At 46.8% G+C, this 26,167-nt stretch carries 16 protein-coding genes and 1 riboswitch; of the genes, 11 read left to right on the forward strand and 5 right to left on the reverse strand.

The annotated features are described in order from the left end of the window. Nucleotides 1-137 precede the first annotated feature (137 nt). Nucleotides 138-593, reverse strand: a complete 456-nt coding sequence (locus ACT89M_RS13175; protein WP_308721878.1) for an SET domain-containing protein — start codon at nt 591-593, stop codon at nt 138-140. Between the two features lie 193 nt (nt 594-786). Here ACT89M_RS13175 and ACT89M_RS13180 point away from each other — a divergent pair, with 193 nt between their 5' ends. The 5 genes from ACT89M_RS13180 to ACT89M_RS13200 all read left to right on the forward strand — a co-directional run bounded on the left by ACT89M_RS13180 (nt 787) and on the right by ACT89M_RS13200 (nt 12,750). Further along, entirely contained in the window at nt 787-2,343 is a 1,557-nt protein-coding gene (locus tag ACT89M_RS13180; protein WP_154958728.1) for an ABC-F family ATP-binding cassette domain-containing protein, read from the forward strand. A 407-nt stretch (nt 2,344-2,750) separates the two neighbouring features. Next, nucleotides 2,751-8,003 carry an S-layer homology domain-containing protein gene (locus ACT89M_RS13185; protein ID WP_308721877.1) on the forward strand — a complete coding sequence of 1,751 codons (5,253 nt, stop codon included), beginning with the start codon at nt 2,751-2,753 and terminating at the stop codon, nt 8,001-8,003. 273 nt (nt 8,004-8,276) lie between these two features. Continuing rightward, a complete protein-coding gene (locus ACT89M_RS13190) occupies nt 8,277-10,106 on the forward strand; it encodes an assimilatory sulfite reductase (NADPH) flavoprotein subunit (RefSeq protein ID WP_308722020.1) in 1,830 nt (609 codons plus the stop codon). Nucleotides 10,107-10,159: 53 nt separating this feature from the next. Next, on the forward strand, nt 10,160-11,881 hold the full coding sequence (gene cysI, locus ACT89M_RS13195; protein WP_154889439.1) for an assimilatory sulfite reductase (NADPH) hemoprotein subunit: 1,722 nt from the start codon (nt 10,160-10,162) through the stop codon (nt 11,879-11,881). A gap of 152 nt (nt 11,882-12,033) precedes the next feature. Further along, nucleotides 12,034-12,750 (forward strand): YebC/PmpR family DNA-binding transcriptional regulator, encoded by a 717-nt coding sequence (locus ACT89M_RS13200; RefSeq protein WP_154889597.1) that lies wholly within the window; start codon nt 12,034-12,036, stop codon nt 12,748-12,750. 174 nt (nt 12,751-12,924) lie between these two features. Here the strand turns inward: ACT89M_RS13200 and ACT89M_RS13205 are convergent, their stop codons facing one another. The 4 genes from ACT89M_RS13205 to ACT89M_RS13220 all read right to left on the reverse strand — a co-directional run bounded on the left by ACT89M_RS13205 (nt 12,925) and on the right by ACT89M_RS13220 (nt 15,787). After that, nucleotides 12,925-13,419: a DMT family transporter gene (locus ACT89M_RS13205; protein ID WP_154889595.1), complete on the reverse strand. Its 495-nt coding sequence runs from the start codon at nt 13,417-13,419 to the stop codon at nt 12,925-12,927. An 18-nt stretch (nt 13,420-13,437) separates the two neighbouring features. Beyond that, nucleotides 13,438-14,136, reverse strand: coding sequence for a Crp/Fnr family transcriptional regulator (locus ACT89M_RS13210; protein ID WP_154889435.1), 699 nt, complete (start codon nt 14,134-14,136; stop codon nt 13,438-13,440). 33 nt (nt 14,137-14,169) lie between these two features. After that, nucleotides 14,170-14,595, reverse strand: coding sequence for a DMT family transporter (locus tag ACT89M_RS13215; RefSeq protein ID WP_090924008.1), 426 nt, complete (start codon nt 14,593-14,595; stop codon nt 14,170-14,172). Between the two features lie 367 nt (nt 14,596-14,962). Further along, complete coding sequence (locus tag ACT89M_RS13220; RefSeq protein ID WP_260510859.1) at nt 14,963-15,787, reverse strand: Nif3-like dinuclear metal center hexameric protein; 825 nt, start codon at nt 15,785-15,787, stop codon at nt 14,963-14,965. A gap of 381 nt (nt 15,788-16,168) precedes the next feature. Here ACT89M_RS13220 and ACT89M_RS13225 point away from each other — a divergent pair, with 381 nt between their 5' ends. The 6 genes from ACT89M_RS13225 (at nt 16,169) to ACT89M_RS13250 (ending at nt 26,108) form a co-directional block, all read left to right on the forward strand. After that, nucleotides 16,169-16,765 carry a biliverdin-producing heme oxygenase gene (locus ACT89M_RS13225; protein WP_154889433.1) on the forward strand — a complete coding sequence of 199 codons (597 nt, stop codon included), beginning with the start codon at nt 16,169-16,171 and terminating at the stop codon, nt 16,763-16,765. 87 nt (nt 16,766-16,852) lie between these two features. Continuing rightward, the gene (locus ACT89M_RS13230) at nt 16,853-19,393 is read left to right on the forward strand and encodes a diguanylate cyclase domain-containing protein (protein WP_154958723.1); all 2,541 of its coding nucleotides are present in this window, start codon (nt 16,853-16,855) and stop codon (nt 19,391-19,393) included. A gap of 217 nt (nt 19,394-19,610) precedes the next feature. After that, nucleotides 19,611-21,191: a TerB N-terminal domain-containing protein gene (locus tag ACT89M_RS13235; protein WP_154889429.1), complete on the forward strand. Its 1,581-nt coding sequence runs from the start codon at nt 19,611-19,613 to the stop codon at nt 21,189-21,191. A 5-nt stretch (nt 21,192-21,196) separates the two neighbouring features. Beyond that, nucleotides 21,197-22,588: an ATP-binding protein gene (locus tag ACT89M_RS13240; RefSeq protein ID WP_154889427.1), complete on the forward strand. Its 1,392-nt coding sequence runs from the start codon at nt 21,197-21,199 to the stop codon at nt 22,586-22,588. After that, nucleotides 22,585-24,792 carry a DEAD/DEAH box helicase gene (locus tag ACT89M_RS13245; RefSeq protein ID WP_154889425.1) on the forward strand — a complete coding sequence of 736 codons (2,208 nt, stop codon included), beginning with the start codon at nt 22,585-22,587 and terminating at the stop codon, nt 24,790-24,792. Before ACT89M_RS13240 ends, ACT89M_RS13245 begins: the two co-directional genes overlap by 4 nt. A 134-nt stretch (nt 24,793-24,926) precedes the next feature. Next, nucleotides 24,927-25,037: riboswitch (purine riboswitch) on the forward strand. Between the two features lie 105 nt (nt 25,038-25,142). Beyond that, entirely contained in the window at nt 25,143-26,108 is a 966-nt protein-coding gene (locus tag ACT89M_RS13250; protein WP_154889423.1) for an EamA family transporter, read from the forward strand. The last annotated feature ends 59 nt before the right edge of the window (nt 26,109-26,167 follow it).

Genomic DNA, 26,167 nt, shown 5'->3' on the forward strand with positions numbered 1-26,167 from the left:
AATGCTTCATGAGGCAGCTAGCGAAAAATTGTATTCTGGCAGAAAATGCTCAAGTACGTTCATAGGATGGCTCGATGAGCAATTAGAGGTAGCACTATATTACATTTTAGAATAAATTTGCCTCTGTACTGGTCTGGTCACTTCTGTTCTGGTTCTTGAGTGAGCTCGTTGTCTTGTTCTTCCTTGTCTTGCATTTCTCGCATACGTTCTTCGTAATCGTCCAGAAACCATAGCGGGTCCATATTATCTTCTTCGCCGTTATAGTTAATGAGGATTTCTTCGCCAGCCTTGATGTCTTTATAAGCATAGAAATCAAAGGTGTGATTTTCGAAGTTGATATCATACGTGGCATTAGGCTCGTAGGAATGATTAATCAGACTGCCGTATCCTAACAGGATCGCGGTATGATTAGCACCGTATTCGAAGACGTAATCCTCCAGAATTGTTTTCTCAATATGCTCGTGATCTTCATTTGGATAAGGCACCACGGGGGCCTGATGGATCAGTTGACCTTTTGCAATATCCACTGTAGCAAATACCCCGCGATTAAACTCACCGCCGTCACCCAGCTTGGACTGTTTTACTTCAATCATGACATTCACCTGATGCTCTCGCTGAGAGCTCCGTTCTATATAATGGTTGTAATTCGTTTAAGGCAAAATTTTACCGCATACGCCGGGATAAGGCAAATCGAACATCACATTTTTTAAATAGGGCGTTGAGTTGTGCGGCAGATAACGCTTATAATATACAAAGAATTAAGTCTATATAGAAAAGGTGTCATGAATGAGCATATTAAATGTAGAAAAATTAAGTCACGGTTTTGGTGATCGTGCTATCTTTAACAACGTTTCATTCCGCTTGCTTAAAGGCGAACACATTGGTCTGATCGGGGCGAATGGAGAAGGTAAATCGACCTTCATGAATATTATTACAGGTAAGCTACAGCCAGACGAAGGTAAAGTGGAATGGTCCAAACGTATGCGTGTAGGTTATCTCGACCAGCATGCGGTACTCAGCAAAGGACAATCGATTCGCGATGTGCTGCGCGGCGCATTCCAATACCTGTTTGACATGGAACAGGAAATGAATGACATGTACGGCAAGATGGGCGACGTTACGCCAGAGGAACTGGAGCAGTTGCTTGAGGATGTAGGTACAATTCAGGATACACTGACAAACCAGGACTTTTACATGATCGATGCCAAAGTCGACGAAACTGCGCGTGGTCTGGGCTTGACCGACATTGGTCTGGACAAGGACGTTAATGACCTGAGCGGTGGACAACGGACCAAAGTATTGCTCGCCAAACTATTGCTGGAAAAACCGGATATTCTGCTCCTCGACGAGCCGACGAACTATCTGGATGAACAGCATATTGAATGGCTGAAACGTTATCTGCAGGAATATGAGAATGCCTTTATTCTCATCTCGCATGATATTCCGTTCCTGAACAGCGTAATCAACCTCATTTACCACATGGAAAATCAAGACCTGACGCGTTATGTGGGCGATTACAACCACTTCCAGGAAGTCTACGAGATGAAGAAACAACAGCTGGAATCGGCGTACAAGCGTCAGCAGCAAGAGATTGCAGACCTGAAAGACTTCGTAGCACGTAACAAAGCCAGCGTTGCCACTCGGAATATGGCGATGTCCAGACAGAAGAAACTCGACAAAATGGATGTTATCGAGATGGCCAAGGAGAAACCGAAGCCACAGTTCAACTTCCGCGATGCGAGAACGTCAGGCAAGCTTATTTTTGAAACGAAAGGCCTGGTTATTGGTTATAACGAACCGTTGTCCAGACCGCTTGATCTGCGTATGGAGCGCGGCCAGAAAATTGCGCTTGTTGGTGCGAACGGTATCGGTAAAACTACCCTGATGCGTAGCATTTTGGGTGAAATTCAGCCTTTGGAAGGCAATGTCCAGCGCGGAGAACATCTGGAGATCGGATACTTCCAGCAAGAGATGAAGGATGCCAACTACAATACGTGTATTGAAGAGATCTGGCAGGAGTTCCCTTCCTATACCCAGTTTGAAGTTCGTGCCGCACTTGCCAAATGCGGACTGACAACGAAACATATCGAGAGTAAGGTCGCAGTTCTCAGTGGTGGAGAGAAAGCGAAAGTGCGTCTTTGCAAGCTGATCAACAATGAGACCAACCTGCTTGTGCTTGACGAGCCGACGAACCACTTGGACGTGGATGCGAAGGATGAGTTAAAACGTGCGCTTCAAGCGTACAAAGGCAGCATTTTGCTGATTTCACACGAACCTGAATTTTACCGTGACGTCGTGACAGACACATGGAACTGTGAATCCTGGACGACCAAAGTATTCTAAAAGGCGCGTATTTCACTTGCATAGAGCATGTGGAATACGCGTTTTTTGTCATATTAGGCGGAGGATGAAATAGGACAAAAGAATGGTTGACAGCCTTAAAAGCAAACGATATTCTAATTCTAGAAAGCGGTTACATTTTGTGTTTAAGAAACCTGTTTGACGACATGGGCAAAAAAGAAACGGTTCTCGGTTCTCCGTAACGTGCATGATTGCACCTGCCTGAGTAAACGGGGCTTTTTTTGCTCTTGAATGAAACCGGTTTCATTGAATGGGGAGGTGTGATCAGCGGAAGAAGCATGGTCTGAGGCCCAATGGACTGATTCATGTGTACTAGGGCGTGTTTAACCACTACGCTGAATATGTAAGGAACTTGCTTATATATTCAGGCGCAAAGGAGCGAATCGAGATTGGATAAACTGAGAAAACCGGTTGCAATTCTATTATCCGCTGCACTGATGTTATCTTCAGGACCGTTGATGTACCCGAACAAGGTTCTTGCAGATGGAGCTCTTATTCCCGGATTGTTAATTCAAGACGATTTTTCCGATGGGGACTATACCGTTTCACCAGAATGGCACGTGATCTCAGGCCAGTGGCAAGTGACATCAGATCCGACGGACGCAGCCAACCAGGTTCTTTTTCAAAATGGGACCGATGAAGGCTTTATCACAACGGGGGAGCCCACACCGGACAAGACAGTGTCGATGCGTTTTTATACAGGAGCGGGTGAGGGATTTCCCGGTATTTTGCCGCGGTTTCAAGACAAGAGCAACTACTACTATTTCCAAATGCAGGTGCCAGGCAACAAACTCGTTTTCAGCAAAAGAGTAAATGGCGCAGATACCACGCTAAAATCGGTGGAGTATGCATTCAGTAAAAATACATGGTATACGCTTAAAGTGTCGGTATCGGGGACCTCCATCCGCGGTTATATCGTCGAAAATGGGATGGACCGATTGGTTTTTGATCTGAACGATACATCTATTGCAACCGGTACCGTTGGCATTCGAAATAAGTGGCAGACCGTACATATTGATGATGTAATGATTGCGGAGCCGCCTCGAGTGAATGAAGCTGTGCTTGCAAAGGATGGAGAGACGGCATCTTCAATTTCATTGCATTGGCCGGAGATTGAAGGGGCAACGGGTTACCGTCTGTATCGCTCGAACACGCAGGAAGGCGGCTACTCTTATGTAAGTCAGACGTCATCAACAAGTTATGTAGATGAAGGACTAAGCTCGGATACAGCCTATTATTACAGACTTGCCTATGACTACGGGGCATTAACCGAGTCACAGTGGTCTGTCCCGCTTGAAGCCAAAACGGCTGCCGAGGCACCACAGGCACCGGGGGACTTGAAGGCGACAGCGTTGACAGCGACAAGTGTCAAATTGAGCTGGAATACGGTCAGTAAGGCGAATGGTTATCGTGTCGTTCGCGCCGAGCAAGGAACGGAAGATTATGAACAGGTATATGACGGCAACCTATTGTCTTTTACAGATCAGGCACTTGAGCCTGGAAAGAACTACAGTTATCGGGTGACGGCGTACAATGCTGCGGGTGAATCGGCCTTTAGTACAGCGGAAGCGCAGACGTACACGGTAGATTCTCCTTCAGGATTTGGTGTTACTGCTATAACGGATACGTCCATTTCCTTAGGATGGGCTGCACTGCCCGGATCGGAAGTCTCCTACACGGTTTCGAAGGCGACAAGCGCTTCGGGGACGTATCAGCAAGTCTACACAGGGAAGTCTACTTCGTTAGACGATACAGGTTTGACGATGGGCACGGGATACTTTTATACAATTCAGGCCAAAGTGGACGGAATGGACACTCCTGTATCTGCACCGCTTGGTGTATCCACGGTGCGCACAAGTATTACGCCAGGACAAATGTGGCCGGATCAAAACGGCAAACCGATTGATGCTCATGGCGCAGGTTTCTTTTACGATGAAAAAACAGAAAAATATTACTGGTATGGCGAATATCATACCGGGGGGTGGCCAGCTGCAGGGGTGCGTGCCTATTCTTCCAAAGATCTGATGAACTGGACAGACGAAGGCATGGCATTGACGATGCTGCAATCGATGGATGATTTTGACACAAACCCGTTAATCAAGGAACTCTATGCAGGTCGCGAGGATCGTGTGGACATCTGGGCTGATATTCGCAAAGGACGGATTATCGAACGGCCAAAGGTCATTTACAATGATAAAACGAAAAAATATGTCATGTGGGCTCATATGGATGGAGACAAGGACCCTTACAATAATAATGCGAATTACGGTAAAGCGAAGGCCGGTTATGCAATCAGTGACTCACCTGCTGGACCTTTTATATATCAGAAAAGTTACCGTATGGACATGGCTCCTGAAGGCGAGAAGGACTATTTCCCAAGTGACAGAGGTATGGCCCGTGACATGACGCTATTTAAGGATGATGACGGCACGGGTTACCTGATCTACTCCAGCGAAGAAAATCTGACGTTATACATTTCCAAGCTCACCGAGGATTACAGTGACGTCACAGGCTGGCATAAGCAAGGTCTTAAGGATGATAAAGGCAATCCTGTTCGCGATAGCGTATATCAGGCGGAATACGGCGTAGACTATGTCCGGGTATTCCCGGGTGGACAGCGAGAAGCACCGGCCATGTTCAAGTATCAGGGCAAATACTATATTATAACATCGGGTGCAACGGGCTGGGCTCCTAATGAGAACAAAGTTACGGTCGCGGATCACATCTTCGGACCTTGGTCGGCGATGACAAATCCGTTTGTCCGCACACTGCCGAGTGATCCTGATCCCGGGAAGGCATTTGGTACACAGGCAACTTCAGTCATCCCGGTTGATCCGGAAAAGGGCAAGTTTATTTATGTAGGAGATATGTGGAACGGAGGCAATTTCGCCAACGATGCAGCCAAGTACGTGTTTTTGCCAATCGAATTCGGTATAGGGTCAGACATTGCGATCAAGTGGTATAACAGCTGGACACCTGATCTGCTGGATTCCATGGGTAAGGTAGATATCGCAGATAAACTGCCTGAAGCGGTGAAGCTTGGCGAAGTTCCAGTGCTTCCTTCCACGGTAAAGGTGCGTGATGGAAATAATCTCGTGTCAACGCCAGCCGTCTGGACGATTAATCATCGTGCGATGACAGCGGAGGATTTTGCCAAGCCTGGACCGCTTACGCTACAGATCACGACCCCTGAGTATAACAACAAAACACAGGCAGTTCGTGTGTATGTCATTCCCGAGAATACATTATATTTTGTGAACAGCGGTGGTTATGATACGGCAGATTACAAGCTGATGAGTAGTTATATGCAAGATACGCTCATGCATCCGGGAATTATAGATCAGATGTATGCTCCGGCTAATGGTCAATCCTGGGGATATGTTAGTGCCGATGCGCTGCCTTCCGGTTCGAACGGCGGTGATATTTTCTCGACCGTACGTTATCTGAATGGCGGCAATGTCAGCAACTCGCCTAAAGGCAAGGATTTGACCTATAGCTTTGATGTACCAAACGGTGAGTATGATGTGTATGCGGGATTCAATGACCCGTGGACGAATACTTCACGCCGTGCGGATTTGTTAATTAACGGTACGAATACCGGGGCGGTTACCTATATCCCTGCAAGTGTTCGGGCGCAAAAGGGTATTCAAGTGTCAGACGGTAAACTGGATATCACGGTGCGTAATACTGCTTCCCAAGACCCGCTGATCAGCTGGATCATGATTGTAAAACCTGATATATCGTCCCCTGGTTACGGTAGCGGGGGGCTGCACTCTGTTTCCGCCACGCCTTCAAGTGTAACACTTGGCTGGGATACATTACACGGTGCGGCGACCTATAAGCTGTATCGTTCGAATCAAGAAGAAGGAACTTACGAAATAGTTTATTCCGGCGCGCTTCCAGAGTATACGGATTCTGGGCTGAGTGAAGATACGGTTTACTATTACAAAGTCGAGGCACTGGACGATGCAAGCCAATCCATCAAAGGATTGTCTGATCCTTATCAAATCACAACAACTCGCCAGACGGCTGCTGACGTGGCTTCAGGCATTACAACACTCGAACAGCCAACGACGGCTTCTGTAAAAATTAAACTGCCAGTGTTGCCTCAAGGTTTTACGGCATCCGTTCATTCAAGCACAGCTCCGTCTGTAGTCCAACTGGACGGAAGCATTATTTTACCAGCGAGTGAGACGACGGTCTGGATTGAACTTGCCATCACACGAACCTCTGATGGGAGCAAAGCGATAACGACGCCTCTGATCATTAAAGTGCCTGCACGTACAATATCTCCAGGCGGCAATGATTCGGGAGGGAATTCTGGCGGAGGATCAGGAAATAGCTCAGGCGGCAATAATGGAAATGGTTCAAACCCGGGCAACGGTGGTCAGATAGGCAACAATAATGGTACCTCAGGCACAGGTCAATCGCAGTCGTCAACTCAACCTGTCACAGAAAAGGACCGCGCTGTTCTTGAACTGCAAGCCTCTTCGGCTCCAGAAGGAAATGCACAGTCCAAAGTGGATGCTTCAGCGATTGAAGCTGCGGTCAAAGCCGCACCTCTTACAGGCACAGGTCAACGTCTGGTTGAATTTCGCTTGAAGTCTGTTCCGGAAGCGGCTGCATATGAGCTGGCCCTGCCAGTTTCATCCCTGCTGGAGCAGAAGAAATCCGATGTTTTCCGTATCGTGTCTGCGTTTGCGACGGTTGAGCTTCCCGCTGATTTGCTGCCAAAAGAGGGAACCAATGAGGGTACGGCAATTATTCGATTGATCCGCACACCGCTTTCGCAAGGGATAACGGATCGTTTGGGAGCAGGACATGGTGTGCAAATCGAATTTAGCCTTAATCATCAGAACTTCATGCCTGATAGAGAGATTTCAATTGAATTACCGTATACCTCTTCGAAAGATACCGTCGCTGATAAAGTGATTGCTGTGCAAATTGGAGCAAGCGGGGAAATCAAACCGCTGCCACAGAGTTATTACGATCCGCAACGCGGTGAGATTATATTTTCTGCAAATGCTTTATCCTTGACTGGTGCATATGCTGCCTTATCTATGGAAGAGAACTTTTCGGATCTAGCCGGAGTACCATGGGCACAAAAAGCGATGGAGGCACTCGCTGTTCGGGGCGTGGTGGATGCAACAGGTAGTGAGGACACCAGACAGCTTCATCCAAAGCAAGATATGACACGCGGGCAATATGTGCAGTGGCTTGTAGCTTCGCTCGGCCTAAACGGGAGTTCTACTGAACCATTCAAGGATGTGAATGAACAATCTTCTTATTATAAGGCCGTTAACATAGCACGATCACTCGGTATTACGGATGGGGCTGGAGATGGACGTTTCAAGCCAGAGTCCACGATTACTCGTCAGGAGATGATGACCTTAACAGTAAGAGCGCTTGTTTCGGCTGGACTCATTGATGATGAAGCACAGAATTCTTCCGCAACTGATCTTGCCCGTTTCCGGGACGCAGTTCAGATCAACTCGTATGCAAGAGAAAGTGTAGCTGCGCTTGTGAACCTGGGCATCGTAGGTGGTTACAACGGTGAAGTAAAACCTGCGGCTGAAGCCAGCCGAGCCGAATCTGCTACGCTGATCTATGCAATGATGAGCAAGCTGGTCTGGAAAAAGTGATGAATCACTGTAACTTATAAAATAGAAAGAAGCTTGTTTTCACCTGAAGTCAGGTCAAAGCAAGCTTTTTTTGCTGTTCATTGTCGATTGTTGTTGATGTATTTGCAACGAGGTGATTTTCACGTTTTGTTCCTTTATCAGTGAAACTGATAAATGGTATAAAATCATTGAAATTGACCCTCACCCCCCGGTGTGTTAGGTTCTAGAGAGAAGAAATTAATATGATCATTTTAGTAGGAATTAAAATCGAAGTAATGCGTGAGGTGGCAGATGGTGGAACTTCAAGTGACAAATAGTCCTTTTAATCAAGAGCAGGTAGAATTGCTCAATCGACTTATTCCTACATTAACGGACGGACAAAGACTCTGGCTTGGTGGGTATATTGCAGCGTATCAAGCAGGTGTGGCAACAGCACAGACTATTGGGCAAGTTGGACAAAATCCGGTAGCAGCGCCGGTCAGTGCTCCTGCCGTTTCCCGTGAAGTTACGGTGCTGTACGGTTCCCAGACAGGGAATTCCATTGGATTATCGAAAAAACTCGGTAAGAAGCTGGAAGAACAGGGACTGCAAGTAACCTTGTCATCCATGGGAGATTTCAAACCGAACGGACTGAAGAAAATTGAAAATCTTCTGATTGTGGTCAGCACACATGGAGAAGGCGAACCGCCGGATAATGCAATTCCTTTTCATGAGTTTTTGAATAGCAAACGTGCTCCAAAGCTGGACGGACTTCGTTATTCCGTATTGGCGCTTGGAGATACCTCTTATGAGTTCTTCTGTCAAACGGGTAAGGATTTTGATAAACGACTACAGGAACTGGGCGCAACAGCTTTGGTTCCGCGCGTAGACTGCGATGTTGATTTTGATGAGCCGGCTGCGGCGTGGATGAACGATGTGCTTGCTTCGCTTAGCGGCGCAGCAACTACAGCCGGTGCGGTAACCAGTGAAGCAATCACAGCAGCGGTAAGCAGTGGAGAATCGGAATTCAACCGTACCAACCCGTTCAAGGCAGAGGTGCTGGAAAATCTCAACTTGAACGGCCGAGGATCGGATCGTGAGACACGCCATATTGAGCTGTCTTTGGAAGGTTCCAATCTGGATTATGAGCCGGGCGATAGCTTGGGTGTTTTCCCGGAAAACCATCCGCGCCTCGTGGATGAATTAATTGCAGCTATGGGGTGGAACGCAGACGAACGGGTTACGGTGAACAAAAATGGAGATCAAGTATCGGTTTACGAAGCACTGCTGCGTCATTACGAGATTACAGCAGTAACCAAACCGGTGGCAGAGCAACTCGCCAAGTTGAGTTCAGGAAACGAATTAACAGCATTGCTCGCCAATGATTCCGAATTCCGTAACGTCATGAATAGCTCCGATCTGCTAGATGTGGTTCAGGACTACGCGCTGAAGGGCATTCCAGCCGCTCAATTTCTAGCGGTTCTTCGGAAAATACCAGCACGTCTGTATTCCATTGCAAGCAGTTCGAAGTCTTTCCCGGACGAGGTTCATCTAACGGTTCGGACTGTACGTTATGAAGCACGTGGCAGACAACGTTATGGCGTATGCTCGGTACATCTCGCTGAACGTATCGAAGCCGGTGACACTTTGCCAGTATATATTCAGCATAATCCCAACTTCAAATTACCCGAGAATTCGGATACTCCAATCATTATGGTTGGACCTGGAACAGGGGTTGCTCCATTCCGCTCTTTCCTTGGTGAAAGAGAAGAAACGGGTGCAGAAGGAAAAACATGGCTCTTCTACGGGGACCAGCACTTCTCTACAGACTTCCTTTACCAAACGGAGTGGCAGCGTTGGCTCAAAGATGGCGTTCTGACGAAAATGGATGTTGCCTTCTCTCGTGATACGGAACAGAAAGTATATGTACAGCACCGTATGCTGGAACATAGCAAGGAATTGTACCAATGGCTTCAGGATGGAGCAAGCGTGTATATCTGCGGCGATGAGAAAAAAATGGCTCATGATGTACATGCGGCGCTGATTACGATTCTACAGCAGGAAGGCGGCTTGTCATCCGAGCAGGCTGTGGAATACATGACACGGTTACAACAGGAGAAACGTTATCAGCGGGATGTGTATTAATCCAAGGCTAAGCCGAAAGGTTATATTCCGCAGAAACGAGAGGAGAAAGCGGCATGGCTTATAATAACTTACTTAATCCGCAACGTACCAACAGCGATGTGGAAGATATAAAGATCAAGAGCAATTACTTGCGTGGAAGTCTCACGGAGACACTGGCCGATCGCATTACCGGCTCAATTCCCGAAGATGATAACCGGCTGATGAAACATCATGGCAGTTACATGCAGGATGATCGTGACTTGCGCAATGAGCGTAATAAATCCAAGCTGGAGCCTGCATATCAGTTCATGCTACGTGTGCGTGCTTCCGGGGGAATCGTAACGCCGGAGCAGTGGCTGATGATGGATCGTGTTGCCCATAAATATGCGAATCAGACGATCCGTCTGACCACTCGGCAATCGTTTCAGTTGCACGGGGTGTTGAAATGGGATCTCAAAAATACGATTCGTGAGGTCAATGACTCTTTGCTTAGTACACTCGCTGCATGTGGAGACGTTAACCGTAACGTGATGTGCAACCCGAATCCGAATCAGTCTGAAGTTCATGCCGAAGTGTATGAATGGGCTTGTCAGGTGAGTAATCATCTCGATCCGCGAACTCGTGCATATCATGAGCTGTGGCTCGACGGGGAGAAGATCATTGACTCCCAGGATTCGGACGAAGAGGTTGAACCGATCTACGGCAAAGTATACTTGCCACGTAAGTTCAAAATTGGTATCGCGGTACCGCCTTCCAATGATGTGGATGTATTTTCACAGGATCTCGGTTTTATCGCCATTGTAGAGAACGGCAAACTGCAAGGGTTCAACGTATCTGTTGGCGGAGGAATGGGCATGTCTCACGGAGATTCGAAGACATATCCTCAGGTATCCAAAGTTATTGGTTTCTGCACGCCGGAGCAGATGATTGATGTTGCAGAGAAAACGGTCATGATTCAGCGTGACTACGGGGATCGTGCGGTTCGTAAACATGCGCGTTTCAAATATACAATCGATGACCATGGTCTGGAGTGGTTTGTTGATGAGTTAACGAGTCGTCTTGGCTGGAGTCTGGAAGCGGCACGTGAGTATCATTTTGACCATAATGGGGATCGTTATGGTTGGGTGAAAGGCAGTAATGGCAAATGGCATTACACGTTATTCATTCAGAATGGACGGGTAAAAGATGTAGATGGTTATCCGCTCATGACGGGTTTGCGTGAAATTGCCAAAATACACACCGGAGATTTCCGTCTGACGGCGAACCAAAACCTGATCATAGGTAACATTAGCAGTCAGAAAAAGAAAAAGATTGAAGCATTGATGCAACAATACAATCTGACGGATGGCGCGCATTATTCAGCACTTCGCAGAAGTTCCATGGCTTGTGTCGCACTCCCAACCTGTGGTCTTGCCATGGCTGAGTCCGAGCGTTACCTGCCATCCTTGATCGACAAACTGGAGCCTGTACTGGATGAAGCGGGTTTGAGGGATGAAGAGATTGTCATTCGTATGACAGGTTGCCCGAATGGGTGCGCCAGACCGATGCTGGCAGAGATTGCTTTTATCGGAAAGGCACCAGGCAAGTACAATTTCTATCTCGGTGGTAGTTTTACAGGTCATCGTCTGAACAAATTGTACCGCGAAAATATCGGTGAAAATGAGATTCTGGACACACTGACACCGATGATTAATCAATATGCCAAAGAGCGCAATGAAGGCGAGCATTTCGGAGATTTCGTGATCCGTGCGGGTTATGTGCCTGAAGTGCTGGACGGAAGACAGTTCCACGCGTAACTTGACGTTTACCCAAAAAGCATTCCTTACGGAGTGCTTTTTGTTTCTCAGAAGCAGAATCGTTTGATGAGATGAACTTGTTGAACCAAGCGCAACACGATATAATGACAAAGTAGAAAGCAGATTACATGTTGAAAGTGAGCGGAAACGATATGGGTCGTAAGTGGAATAATATTAAGGAAAAGAAAGCGTCAAAAGACGCAAACACAAGCCGGGTCTATGCGAAATTTGGCGTTGAGATCTATGTAGCGGCGAAAAAGGGCGAACCGGACCCGGAAGCGAACCGTGCACTGAAGGTCGTTCTGGAGCGTGCCAAAACGTATAACGTACCTAAAGCCATCATTGACCGTGCGATGGAAAAAGCAAAAGGCAGCGGCGATGAGAACTATGAAGAGTTGCGTTACGAAGGATTCGGGCCAAACGGTGCGATGGTCATCGTGGATGCGCTCACGAATAACGTAAACCGTACAGCACCTGAAGTGCGTTCTGCGTTTAACAAAAACGGGGGCAACATGGGTGTGAGTGGTTCCGTTGCTTACATGTTTGATCCTACAGCAGTCATCGGCGTTGAAGGTAAAAATGCGGAAGAAGTGCTGGAAGTCATGTTGGAAGCAGATGTAGACGTTCGTGATATCGTGGATGAAGATGAAGCGGTTATCGTATACGCAGAACCGGATCAATTCCACGCGGTACAGGAAGCGTTTAAGGCTGCGGGTGTGAACGAGTTCACGGTAGCCGAGCTGACGATGCTGGCGCAAAACCACATTGAACTGCCTGCGGATGCACAAGTTCAGTTCGAGAAGCTGATCGATGCGCTTGAAGACCTGGAAGATGTGCAGCAGGTATATCATAACGTGGAGTTTGTGTAAGCGAGCTAATTACTCACTCAGTCTGATATTTTTTGATTGATTAATATCGTGACTCCGGAGCAATCTACTTAACTTACTTACGTATGTTCTAAATTTAATTAGGCTCTAAAAGGTTTGAATTAAAAAGAGTGTCTATCCAATCCAGTTTGATTGGAAGACGCTCTTTTCTTTTGATTAAGATTTACTCGGCACAGTGTGGGCTTGCTTATCCGATGAATCGGATGTTTCTTTTTTCAGTCCGCCAAATTTGAAGAGCACGATGCCACCTACAATGACAAGTACACCAATAAGTTGGTTCCATGAGAACGGAATTTGCTCCAGACCGAGCCAGCCCATCGAATCAAATAGTAAAGCGAAGCTTAACTGAGAGGTTAATACGATGGAAATCGCATAAGTTGGTCCGAGTAACTTCATGCCTTGAACGAGACAGAAGACGACGCCTACACCAATCGCACCGCTCAGCCAGTACCACGACTGCATGTGCTGAATGCTAAATGTATTTTTTCCTTCAACGAGTAAGGAGATTACAAAAGAAGCAATAAATCCGGTAAATAACACCATCGTTGTGGTCGACCATGAACCGGTGCGTTCATTGACTTTACTATTAAATATCGTTTGCAGACTGACCAGTGAACCTGCCAGAAGCGCAAGTAAAATACCTGTAATGATCATGTATGTCCTAACTCCTTATTCATAAATGTTGTGTCCCGCAATGTGTCTAAGGCCTGCACGATTTTTAATGCGGATTAATCCTTGATCCCGTTGAATATAACCGTCAGCACATAGCTTCTGAATCACCCGATTCAAATGGCGATAACTGGTGCCGATCAGGTTGGCGATGTCCGTCAGGTTAAAAGCATCCAGTTCCTCATGCAGTACGGTTCCGCCTTCATCCGTTGAGATGGATAACAGATAACTGGCTAAGCGAACATCCACCGGATACATCAGATTAAAGTTCGAAAAGTTCGAATCGATGTAAAACTTGTGTGAGATGATTTTTAGCAAAAATTGCAGTAATGGCGCGTAATCACTGGCAAGCTCAGTAAGCCAGCGGTAATGAATACGGAGCATTACAACAGGGGACACCGCCTGAACGGTGTTAACGATGTTACTTTCACGCACATATTCGATATCTCCCACCACTTCAAGGGGTGTTTTGAAACAGAGCACGAGTGTTTTGTCTTGTGGAGAGGTGGTGAAAATTTTAATTTTCCCCTCTACCAGGACATATAAGTATTCGGAAGCTTCGCCTTCGCGGCAGATGAGCTCACATTTTTCAAATTGACATAGGGTCATATGAGGACGTAGGTGTTCGTGAAAAACCGCCTCCAATTGATACTGTTTCAAATAGTCCATAATTTGCTGGGATTGATGAATCTCTTCCATGCGGTTCTCACCTCTGCGTTAATTGTAATGAAACTACAGCTTCATAATGATGACACCGGCGATCATTAGAGCAATGCCTAGGAATTGCGGCAGTTTCATTTTTTGTTTAAGCACGCCAAACCATCCGTTGCTGTCGATCAAAAAAGTTAGAAACAATTGGGCAATCAACAAAGCCGAGATCGTAAAAGTGACGCCAATTTGCTGAATCGCGGAGACTTCACTGAAAATAATAACCGCACCAAATGCTCCTCCGGCGAGATACATCGGTTTAACCTGTTTAATTCCCTGAAGATTGGTGTCCCGCACAAACATCAGGATGATCGCCGCGAGTATAAATCCCGTTAACTGGGTGATCGAGGCGGCCTGCCATGTGCCTATATCTGTACTGATTCTGGTGTTAGCAACCCCTTGTAGCGTAATGCAGGCTCCGCCCAGCAAGGCAAAAATAATCCCTCTCATCTTTCTCCGTACACTCCTTCAATGCATGACTTCGACTTCTATTAAATGATAAATATCTCCAAACAGCCAAGGACAAATGTCCTGAGTCTGAAATTTACAGCATCTAGCGTACACTAAAGCTTCAGGATATTCCAGAAAAGCAAGAAAAGAAGTAGCTATGGAAGGTAGGAAGGGGAGGAAGGGGAGGAAGAAAGAAGTGGATTAACGATCCCAGGAACGCTATTCCACCAAACGAAGTCAAAACGCTGGATATGTGGAAAAATGGAGGAGATAGCTTCACTGAGGATCGTCAGGTTTATAAATGAGACAAGTTACGTAAAAAGGTATGTCAGCTGTAGTTCAATATGTTCTCTAACCTAGCCTAACGTTAAAACACCTTAAATACAGGCTGTTCCTTCACAAAAGTAATTTTGGTCTCTGGAAAAGACTCCTTCAGTCTGTCCGCCAAAAGCTTCATTCCCGGGGCCTCACTTTCGGCATGTCCAACCATGATGAGTGCTTTGGATTTACCTTGCTGCACAGCATCACGAACATATTCAGGCGTTTCCCATTCAAATCCTTCCCCTGCGATAATCAGATCCACCTGTTCATTCTGAAGAAGAGGTATCGTGACGGGTCCATTTCCACGAAATCCAACCAGAACGGCAGCGCGTCTGCAAACGATTTCAGAATTGCCCGCAATGCGGACATAGTCAATACCCAGACGTTGCTTTAAATGTTGAGCAATTTCCTGAACGGTCATTCCTTCTGGAAATGTAACTATATCCGACTCTGCCGTTCGCCCGCTCAGATATGTAATCCAGCCAAGCTCCTGAATGAGTCCATCTGTAATGCCATCTGGCTCGAAACGGTGGATTATATCATGGCAACGAAAAAGAGCAATGCCTGCTTGGTCGATCAATGTTCTTTTATCCGTATAAACGGAATTGTTCACAAGCCAGTCGGTCGCACTGTGATGATTATAAAATGGGGATTCATGGGCAATAATCAGATTAGCTCCGACCTGAATAGCCTGTTCAATGACCTGTTGTGTAGGCATAAAAGCAACTACAATGCCAGTCACAAACTGATTTGGTGAACCCGTGATCAGCTGATCCACTGTATTTTCCGGAAGTGTTATCCCCTCTGTGAGGTGCAGTATAATCTCTTGAACCGTGAGTTCCTTAGGTCCTGTCATATCTTTAATTTCCATTAGCTTCATTCCTCCAAAATAAGGATATAGTGTTAGTGTATCATCTTCATAGGTAAAAACCAGCTATACATACGATACTTCATTACCCTGAAAATGAACGATTTTCAGATAGACTCTACGGTGCTCTAGGCATGCTCAGGTCCGTGTCTACCCTATGTTTAACCCAGGCTTACAGCACATCCATCAATTCCGCAGTTAACCTAACAACGTAAGTTTACAACCAGCTCACAAGCCTCTTGAATTCATGTAGTTTTCTGATACGAGAAACCGTATACTTACATAGAGTCTTTTTTGAATCAGGTAAAATTTACTATATTCGCAATAGATTTTTACGCTAATCATAGCCTGGATTCACATCACGATACGAAAGGGGATAACGACATGACGGCAGTTAGTATTATGGAACGCCTGAAGAGTGAGACAGCACATTATCATAGACAAGTAGAACAGAACCCCTATGCGAAAGCAATTATGGATTCGACCATAACGATTGAACAATATAGAGTGTATTTGGAGAAATTCTACGGTTTCCTAAAACCTTTGGAGGATCAAGCGATAGCGCAGTCTTTTTGGGCGGAAACAGGATTGGATATCGAGGTAAGAGGCAAGGCTGGTTTATTAGAACAAGATCTGAGGGATCTTGGCTTAAGCGAGGAGCAGATCAAGCAGATTCCACAATGTAGCCACAAGGATTTACCCGACATTTCTACACCTGCACGACTGTTCGGATATCTCTATGTCATTGAGGGCTCAACGAACGGGGGTCAGATCATGACCAAACGTTTGTCACAATTTTTGCCTATAGAAGCAGATCGTGGACTGCAATATTTCAACGCATACGGCACACAGACACGCACGAGATGGAGCGAGTTTGTGGAATTGTTACAACAATCGATTCAGACATCCGAGGATGAAGACAGCGTTTTGTATACGGCTTCGGAGACATTCAGGCTACTGGATCAGTGGATTAATACGTAAGAATTACGCCAAAAACACCCGATTAGCTACCCGACGTAAGTTCTGTAACAATGAAACAACACATGCTGAGAGGGGATATTCAAGTTCATGGCTGAACCTAGGTCGAGGCAAGAAATGAGTCTGCTTAACCGCACCTTACTCCCGCAAGGGACATATACCAATGATCCGATCGACCTGAATAACTGCGATAAGGAGCCTATTCATATTCCTGGCTTTATCCAGCCACATGGCGTGCTTCTGGCTATCGATCCCAAAGGGACAGCAACTATTGTGCAGTGTAGCCAAAATACACAGGATCATCTGGGCATAGATTACTCAGATATTTTAGGTATGCCTCTAAGCGACTTGATCGCTGAAGAAGATGTAAACAAGCTCCTGAACAACCGCTCGAACGCAGCTGTAACGTCAGACTTGCATTATATGGATCTGATTATAGAAGTGGCAGGGGAAGAGAAAGTTTTTTCAACGGTCCTGCATGAGAGCGAAGGTCTGTTAATTCTTGAAATCGAGCCTTATTATGAAAAAGAAAACATCGAATCGAACGATTTTGAATGGATATCCCGTTTCTTCGGAAGAATCAAAAGCACGGACAGCCGCGTGGATGCGAGCCAGATTGCGGCTGAACAAGTCAAAGAAATGCTTGGATATGACAGAGTCATGATCTATGAATTTGACGAGCAATGGAACGGCAAAGTGATTGCGGAAGCGCGCGAACCGGAACTCGAACCATTTCTAGGGCATCACTATCCGGCCTCGGACATTCCCAAGCAAGCAAGGGAACTGTATCTTCGTAACTGGCTACGTACCATTGTCAACGTGGATTATACGCCTGTTGAAATCGTACCAACGTTGCAGCCCCTTACAGGCAAACCTTTGAATTTAAGTCTGTCTGTGTTGCGGAGTGTATCTCCGCTTCATATTGAATATTTGCAAAATATGGGCGTGGGAGCTACCGTGACCATTTCGCTCATCCATGATAATCAACTCTGGGGACTCATTACGTGTCATCATTATTCTGCAAGATACGTCCCGCATCGTGTTCGTAATCTGTGTAACTTCCTGGGAGCCTTTTTCTCTAATGAATTGTTCCAGCGTCAACAGCTGGATGATTACCAGGCAGAGATCAACTCCCGTGAGGCTGCTACGCGGATCGTTAACATTTTCATCGGCAATACAAGCCGGGCGCGAGTGGTGGAAGAGCTGCAAGGAGAGCAGGAAACCATTCTTAGGTTAATGAATGCATCCGGTGCGGCAATTTGTTACCAGGACAAGTTGCTGTTATTCGGTGAGACTCCGACAAATGGACAGATTCGTGAATTGGCCGGATGGCTGGCTGGACAGGCAGAGGATCACAGCTATCACACGTCGAAGCTGAGTCTGGAATACGAGACAGCCAAGCGATATCAAGATGTAGCCTCCGGGGTTATTTATGTTGCCATCTCACCGGGTCACCACAACTATATGTTATGGTTCCGTCCCGAGGTAGTTCAGGTGGTCGAATGGGCTGGTGATCCGGCGAAAGCCGTGCTGAAGACGGATGATGGTGTACGTTTGTCTCCGCGGAAATCGTTTGAAAAATGGAGGGAGGTTGTGCAATCGACCTCCTATCCATGGACAACGAGAGAACTGAGCATATTACCTTTGCTAAAGTCTATTGTGCGTCGTCAGACGGAAAATCAGCTGGCTCAAGCGGAGGAGCACGCTTTTCAGAATGCCCGTATTTTGAAGCGAAACGAGCAACGTTATTTGCAATTGATGGACTTCTCGCCTGTTGCCTTTTTCACACTTACCGAAGGGCGGATTATTTACTGTAATAGGATGGCGGCCGAACTGTTTGGATATGAAAATACAGCCAGTCTGATCGGGAAGAGTTTTAACGATTTTTTGCCTGATAATACACGGGACATAATACGGCAAGACTTTGAAAAATTGCAGCTCGACATCACAAGTTTGATGAACAATCAGTTGTATTTTACAACAGCTTCTGGCATGTCTTCGCTCTTTGAGATTACAATGGCCTCCGTTGTTCATGCAGGCAAACCTTCCGTCATGTTGTTGCTTCGCAGCAGAACATCACAACAGGGGCAGGATGATTACAGCGATACAACAAACCAATTACGCAATTACCTGACCACCGATCCGTTAACCGATATGCCGGTTCAAACGGTGTTCAAGCAACAACTCGAAGGGGATTGGAAGGATTGCTTGCAGGATAACTGTAGTCTGGGGCTGCTGATCATTGATATTGACGATTTCCGTTCTTATAATACGGCGTATGGCCTGCAAGGTGGCGACCTTTGTTTACAGTGGATTGGCGAGGTGTTAACGGTGGTTAGCGAACAGCATAACGCTGTCATTTCCCGCCAACGCGGAGGTACGTTTATGCTGAAATTAAAAGACACAACCTCAGCGTATTTAATGGAACTGGCTGAGGAGATCAGGCAACATGTGCTTGCTCTGCATATCCAGCGAGAGCTCACGGGTCAGAGTGGTGTGGTTACCGTCAGCGTTGGCGGGGCGGTTCTGCTTCCTGATGAGAATACTGTCGCAAGTGATTTGATCGAGCTGGCTACTCAAGCCCTGTCTCAAGCCAAGGATGAAGGCAAAAATCGTACGCGGGTGGTTTGAGTTGAACGGATAAGTCCGCACTGTGTATCAAAAAAAGAGATTCAATTACCTGTAAAATAGATAGGAAATACAAAATAGAGAAGAGGGCAGTGATGCCTTCTTTTTTGTGTGAAAAGAAAGTATGATTTTGCCGCCCATAGAAGCTACACAAGTGTTATAATGTTGCGTATGGATACACGTGTTCGTATTTTGCCCTGAAAGAGGTGGATTCAATTCCATGAGAGATCATTCGGAACAGCTGGAATTCATGGAGATTGATCTAAGTGAAGATACAGAGACAACCTCGATTCGTATACCTGATCGTTCATCTATAGAGAACCAGACTCGTCAACCACACAAGTCGCAGGGAGCTGTATTGTCTTCGGAGAAGCGATTTGTGGAGGAAGCTAGACGCCTTGCAGAAGTTACGGGAGAAGAAACTTCACCTGTTCCATTTATGAGTTACTGGCCGACGTATGGGGTGATGAATGACGCACAGCTGAAATGGTATTTGTACTGGAGAACGCAGGTACGCCAGGAAAGATACCTGGATGTCGACCTGTCGTATCTGTTTGTTCATGTTTACGAGTTGATTAACGGGATCGGCTGGTTACATCCAGAGGATGGTTATCACCAATTAAAACAATTATGGTTGAATTACCGAGAGCGGCTTCCTCAGCTTCATGTTTATATGCAGGAGTGGATGGTCGATTACGTTCTGGTTCACGATCTTCATACATTGCTTCATGATGTGATGATGCTCTCGGGTGGTTATTTGCCAGCATCATTGATGGACAAGGAATTAGAACGGGTGTTACAGGATAATGTCGCTGAGGTAACGCTGGATATGCTGAAATGGTATTTTGACTATGATGTTACGCTAAATGCCTTTTACCGGGATGGCGGCAAAGAATTAATGGAACGATATGTGCCCAAAGTGATGGCTGTGATGGATTCGTATTTGCAGCGAACGCAACAAAGAGGGCTGTTGCCTGAGCTTGAATCGAAAGCCGAGCAGACGGTTAAACGCACGCTGTTTCATAAAGCGGTATATGACGAGTCCATTTACGGCAGATTTGTTACGTTCACTCATGTTCCTCTCATATTGGAACGTGAATTTGTGGAGAGGTTAATCGGGATTTACCGCTGTACGGAAAATAAGCTGCGTGAACTGTTAGGCTTCCGGGGCCGTCTGCGAGGTAAAACGCTGGAGCCTGAGCTTGCCAGTGTGATTGAGCGTTATCTGGAAAGAGCTTTTGCCATGGAACAAGCTGAGGCTGTAACTGCGCCAGTCATTCAGATTGATACGGCCAAACTGGCTTCTTTGCAGAAGGATAGCGAATATGTGCGTAAGGCGTTGAGCATTGAAGATAGCGCAAATTCCGAATCGGATAATGCTAAATCTGACCTTGAAGAAAACGCAGACGAGAATGAAAGACACGGAATGGATGAGCCGCTTTTCCAAGAACAGCAAAGTGGTTCACTATCGATCCTAGACAACGGGAGTCAGCCATCCATGAGTTCGGATCGTTGGAATGAAGTGCTTATATGGGACGAAGCTGCGGAAGCCCATGTACCAGAGGAGTGGCGGGAATTTGCCGAGAGGTTGGATGCCCGGCATGTAAGAGCCATCCATGCTTTGCTTGGTGAACATCCGGATGGTGATTTGATGCGGCTTGCCGAAGAAACGGGAACGATGCCAGCTCTTTTGCTAGATGAAATGAACGATATCGCTATGGAAACCATCGGAGATCTGCTGGTGGATGGTGACCGAATCGTTGCTGATTATATTGATGTATTTGAACATGTGAAGAGGTGATTGACATGACTGAGCATACAGTGAATGAACATCAAAAGACAGAACATCAACCAAACCAGCTTAAGATTCCAAAACGTTTGACCACCGCACTTGTGAATTCATTAACGGCAGGCGTCGTGCCACGGATTGGACTGGAGCAAATTGCTGTAGGGCGAAAGCCGGAAGTGGAAGCGATCTTGCGAGACTTGGATAACATTGCTGAAGGCGGTGCAGCATTTAAACTGATTACTGGCCGTTATGGTAGCGGTAAAAGCTTTCTTTTGCAAATGATTCGAAATTATGCGATGGATCGTGAGTTTGTGGTTGCGGATGCGGATCTTTCTCCAGAGCGTAGACTTGTCGGCACAAAAGGGCAAGGTCTGGCAACTTATCGTGAGCTGATGACACGCTTGTCTACACGAACACGCCCGGATGGTGGGGCTTTGGAGCCTATTTTGCAAAAATGGATTGCAGGCTTGCAGCAAACAGCGATGACCCAGTTGAATATACGTCCAGATGATCCTGCGTTACCGCTGGAGGTAGAAAAACAGATTTACCTCGTGACGGGTGAAATGCAGAACTTGGTTCACGGTTTTGATTTTGCCAAAGTGCTGGCCTCTTACTGGAACGGTTACAAACTTGCTGATGATGACCTGAAACAGTCTGCACTCCGCTGGCTTCGGGGTGAATTCGCGACCAAAACGGAGGCGAAGAAAGAGCTTTCCGTGGGTGTCATTATCGATGATGATAACTGGTATGATTATTTCAAATTATGGTCTGAATTTACGGCACGTATCGGTTACAAAGGGCTGTTACTCTTTATCGACGAAGCTGTGAATCTGTATAAAATTACAAACAGCGTTTCGCGTCAAAGCAACTACGAGAAGTTGCTAACGATGTTTAATGATACGATGCAGGGGAAAGCCGAGCATCTGGGCATTTTTGTGGGGGGAACCCCTCAATTTGTGGAGGATGAACGCCGTGGTTTGTACAGCTATGAAGCGCTTCGATCCAGACTTATTGACGGTCGTTATGCCGCAAGTGCGTATGCGAATTATACGGGCCCCATTATCAAACTCACGATGTTGTCGCATGAAGAAATTTTGATTTTGCTACAAAAGCTACGCCAGATTCATGCCCTTCATTTTGCATATACCGCTAGCTTGAGCGATGAACAATTAGTAGGTTTTATGCAAATGGCTGTGAATCGTTTGGGTGCGGATGAACTTTTGACAACACGAGAAGTGGTGCGTGACTTTATGGATGTGTTGCATACGCTACATCAGAATCCTGATGTGACTTACGAGCAGTTACTTGGTGAGCGTGCGGCTCTTTCCGATGGTTTGGCTCGTGGAGCCAAGGGTTCCCAAAAGGAATCCGATGAGCTTGATGATTTTCTTGCGGAGTTCGAACTATGAGTGAGAACCCAAATCCATTTTATAGACTGGCTCCGTTTGTGCAGGAATTTATTTATAAAAAAAGATGGGAATCGCTACGTCCTGCGCAGATTGAAGCGTGTAACATTTGTTTTCACACTCCGCACCACATGCTGATTGCGGCGGGGACGGCTTCCGGCAAGACGGAGGCCGCTTTTTTTCCCGCGTTGACTGAACTTTATGACCAGCCTTCCAAATCGGTGGGCATTCTGTATATTGGCCCTTTAAAAGCACTGATTAATGACCAGTTCGAACGACTCAAAGACTTGCTCACGGAAGGCAATATTCCTGTCTGGCACTGGCATGGTGATGTGCCGCAGGCTGAGAAAACCAAGCTGATGAAAAATCCGTCAGGTGTGTTGCAGATTACGCCCGAATCGCTGGAAGGGCTGTTGATGAATCGACCGAATGCGATTCCTGCGCTTTTTCATGATCTGCGCTATATCATTATCGATGAAGTGCATGCGTTCATGGGAGCGGATCGGGGCATTCAGGTGTTAAGCCAGTTGGCTCGAATTGAACGCATGGCTGGCTGTGCTCCTAGAAGAGTTGGATTATCCGCTACACTTAGCGATTATGAAGCAGCGACAGCTTGGCTTGCAGCGGGAACACGGCAAGGAGTTGATGTCGTATCCTCCCCAGGCGGACGTAAACTGCGGCTCCGGGTGGAGCATTTTTCATTCCCGGATGCACAAAACGAAGAGCAGGCTGAGCAGCTTCATCATGCGCGTAAAGCCTATTACGACTTCATTTATGAGAGCACACATCGCAAAAAGGCTCTGATTTTCACCAACAGCCGCACGGATGCGGAAGTCACGATTCTGGAGATGCGCCGTGTTGCAGCACGCAGAGAAGAACGGGATGTGTTCCATGTGCATCATGGAAGTATATCGGCCATGCTGAGAGAAGAAACCGAAGCGGCTTTGCGGACAGGTCCGGGTCCGGCTGTCGCTGCTGCGACGGTTACGCTGGAACTTGGCATTGATCTGGGAGAATTGGAGCGTGTCGTTCAGCTTGGCGCACCTTATAGTGCTTCGAGTTTCGTTCAGCGGCTGGGTCGCTCGGGTAGGCGTGATGATATGGCATCGGAGATGCTTTTTGTATGCCCGGAGGAAGAAGACGAGGAAGCACAGCTGCCGGCCCGTATGCCATGGACATTAATGCGTGCAATAGCGGTGATTGAGCTGTACGTTAAAACCAAATGGGTAGAGCCACTTGAAGCTCGGAAAATGCCTATTGGGGTTCTTTATCACCAGACGATGAGCATGTTAAAAAGTATGGGGGAGGCTGAGCCAAGAGAGCTTGCTGCCGCAATCCTCTCCCTGGCGCCTTTTTCAGAGATTACACCGGATCAATATCAAACGTTCCTGAATTACCTGATCGCGACGGATCATCTGCAATGGACGGAAGAACAGACGCTGATTATCGGACTCACGGGTGAAAAGATTGTAAACAACTACCGCTTCTATGCCGTGTTCAAGGACGATGAAGAGCATAAAGTACTGAACGGCTCGGAAGAAATCGGGTCGATCACGACCGTGCCGCCACCAGGCTATTGTTTCTCTCTCGCCGGTAAGCTGTGGAAGGTGGAAGAAGTGGATCACAAGCATAAGGCCGTGTACGTGAAGTCCGCGAAAGGCAAAGTCGATACACTGTGGCTTGGTGCAGGTGGAGATATTCATACCGCGGTTGTACAAAAAATGCGCGAGGTGCTGTCCGAATCCGTGATCTATCCGTATCTGTCACCACAGGCCGTTAACCGGTTGGAGCGCGCACGTCGCCTGGCTCGTGAGAGCGGATTGCTCAAACAGGTTGTCATTCCGGCAGGCGGGGATTCCATGTATGTGTTGCCTTGGGTGGGTAGCAAATCGTTTCGCACGCTGGAGCGGTTGATGAAACATAATTTGTCTGAAAGGCTCGCTTTGCGTTCCGTTGTGCCGATGGAACCATATTATTTTGTGGTATCAGGCAAAGTGGACGAACGAACCTTGTTAGCCGAGATGATGAGTGAGTGTCGAACGGCCCAGAATGCATCTGATTTGCTTGCTGAGGATGAAGCACCGTATCTTGGCAAATATGATGAGTTTATTGCACCGCCCTTGATTCGTGAAGCTTTTGCAGTAGATGGTCTGGATCTCGAAGGATTGAAATCAGGATTGCAAAAGACGCTGGAGTGGGACAGCTAGAGGAGACATTGGAGTGAACAAATGAGGTGGCCATGTTAAGCTTTCATTTTTTAACTTTTAAAATTGAAAAGAAATGGGTTGACACCACTTGACCTCCCATGTAATATATGAAAAGTCGTCACACATGAGCGATATTTAAATTGCATACTTCATTTCGTATAACCTCGCAGGCCGAAAGTGTACACAGGGCGAGGGTCTCTACGGGAAGCCTATACTTCCTAACTACGAAGCAAAGGAATCAACAAATTCCTTGCTCGGAGTTAGGATTTTTTGCATTTAATACGTGGTTGTGACCTTACATGAACCCGGACACCGGGCGCATTATTGAATCATCGGGAGGTTAATTACACATGAAATATTATTTGTCAGTCCTTGCAGGCGCGATGAGTTATGGTATTCTGTCCACCATTGTTGTACTGGCGTATGGCCAGGGATATCAACTTGGTGAGGTTGTGGGAACACAGCTGATTACCGGTTTCATCTTGTCGTGGATGCTGGCTTTATACACGCGTTTTAGAGCTAAACGCAAAGCACCGGCTGGTGGCCAAGTAAAGGTTACATCGGCTAGTCCTTCAAACGTCTTCACACGTTTAACTTGGAAACAGCGTTTGATGCTGATGGCGGCTGGAACGCCAACGGTAATTACCGGACTCGTGTATTATCAATCGTTACGTTACATTCCGGCATCGCTTGCGATCATCCTGCTCTTCCAATTTACATGGATCAGCGTGCTGATTCAGGCGATTAGCAAACGTCAGCGTCCAGACAAAATCACGTTCCTGACTCTCTTTATTCTGTTTGGAGGAACCTTGCTGGCAGCAGGTTTTCTGGAACAGGGCATTAGTAATGTAAGTGGGATCGGGATTGCGCTCGGATTAATGGCAGCAGTTAGCTACTCCTTGTTTGTTCTATTCAGCGGTAAAGCAGTTCCTTCTGCACACCCGGCATTTCGGAGTGCTTGGATGGTTACAGGCGGATTGATTTTGCTTTGCATTTTATTCCCGCCGACGTTCCTCTTTAACGGTCTAATCTGGAGTCAACTGCTTGGTTTTGGATTATTGCTTGGATTCTTTGGAGCTTTTATCCCGCCAGTGCTGTTCGCCATCGGCGTACCTCATATTGGTGGAGATATGGCGGGGATTCTGGGGGCGGTCGAACTTCCGGTTGCCGTGTTATTATCCTCCATCGTACTGCATGAGCATGTTAGCGCTCTACAATGGTTCGGTGTCGTTATCGTACTGATTGGTGTGGCTCTGCCGGAATTGTATAAAATGAGGGCACGGCGAAGCCGGAGCACACCTGTATATTCCGGATAGCCCAGAGGGGTCATTTTCATTAAGTGCATAATGGGGTATGCTTGTAGAGTACATCCATC

The organism is Paenibacillus sp. NN59, from assembly GCF_057597225.1.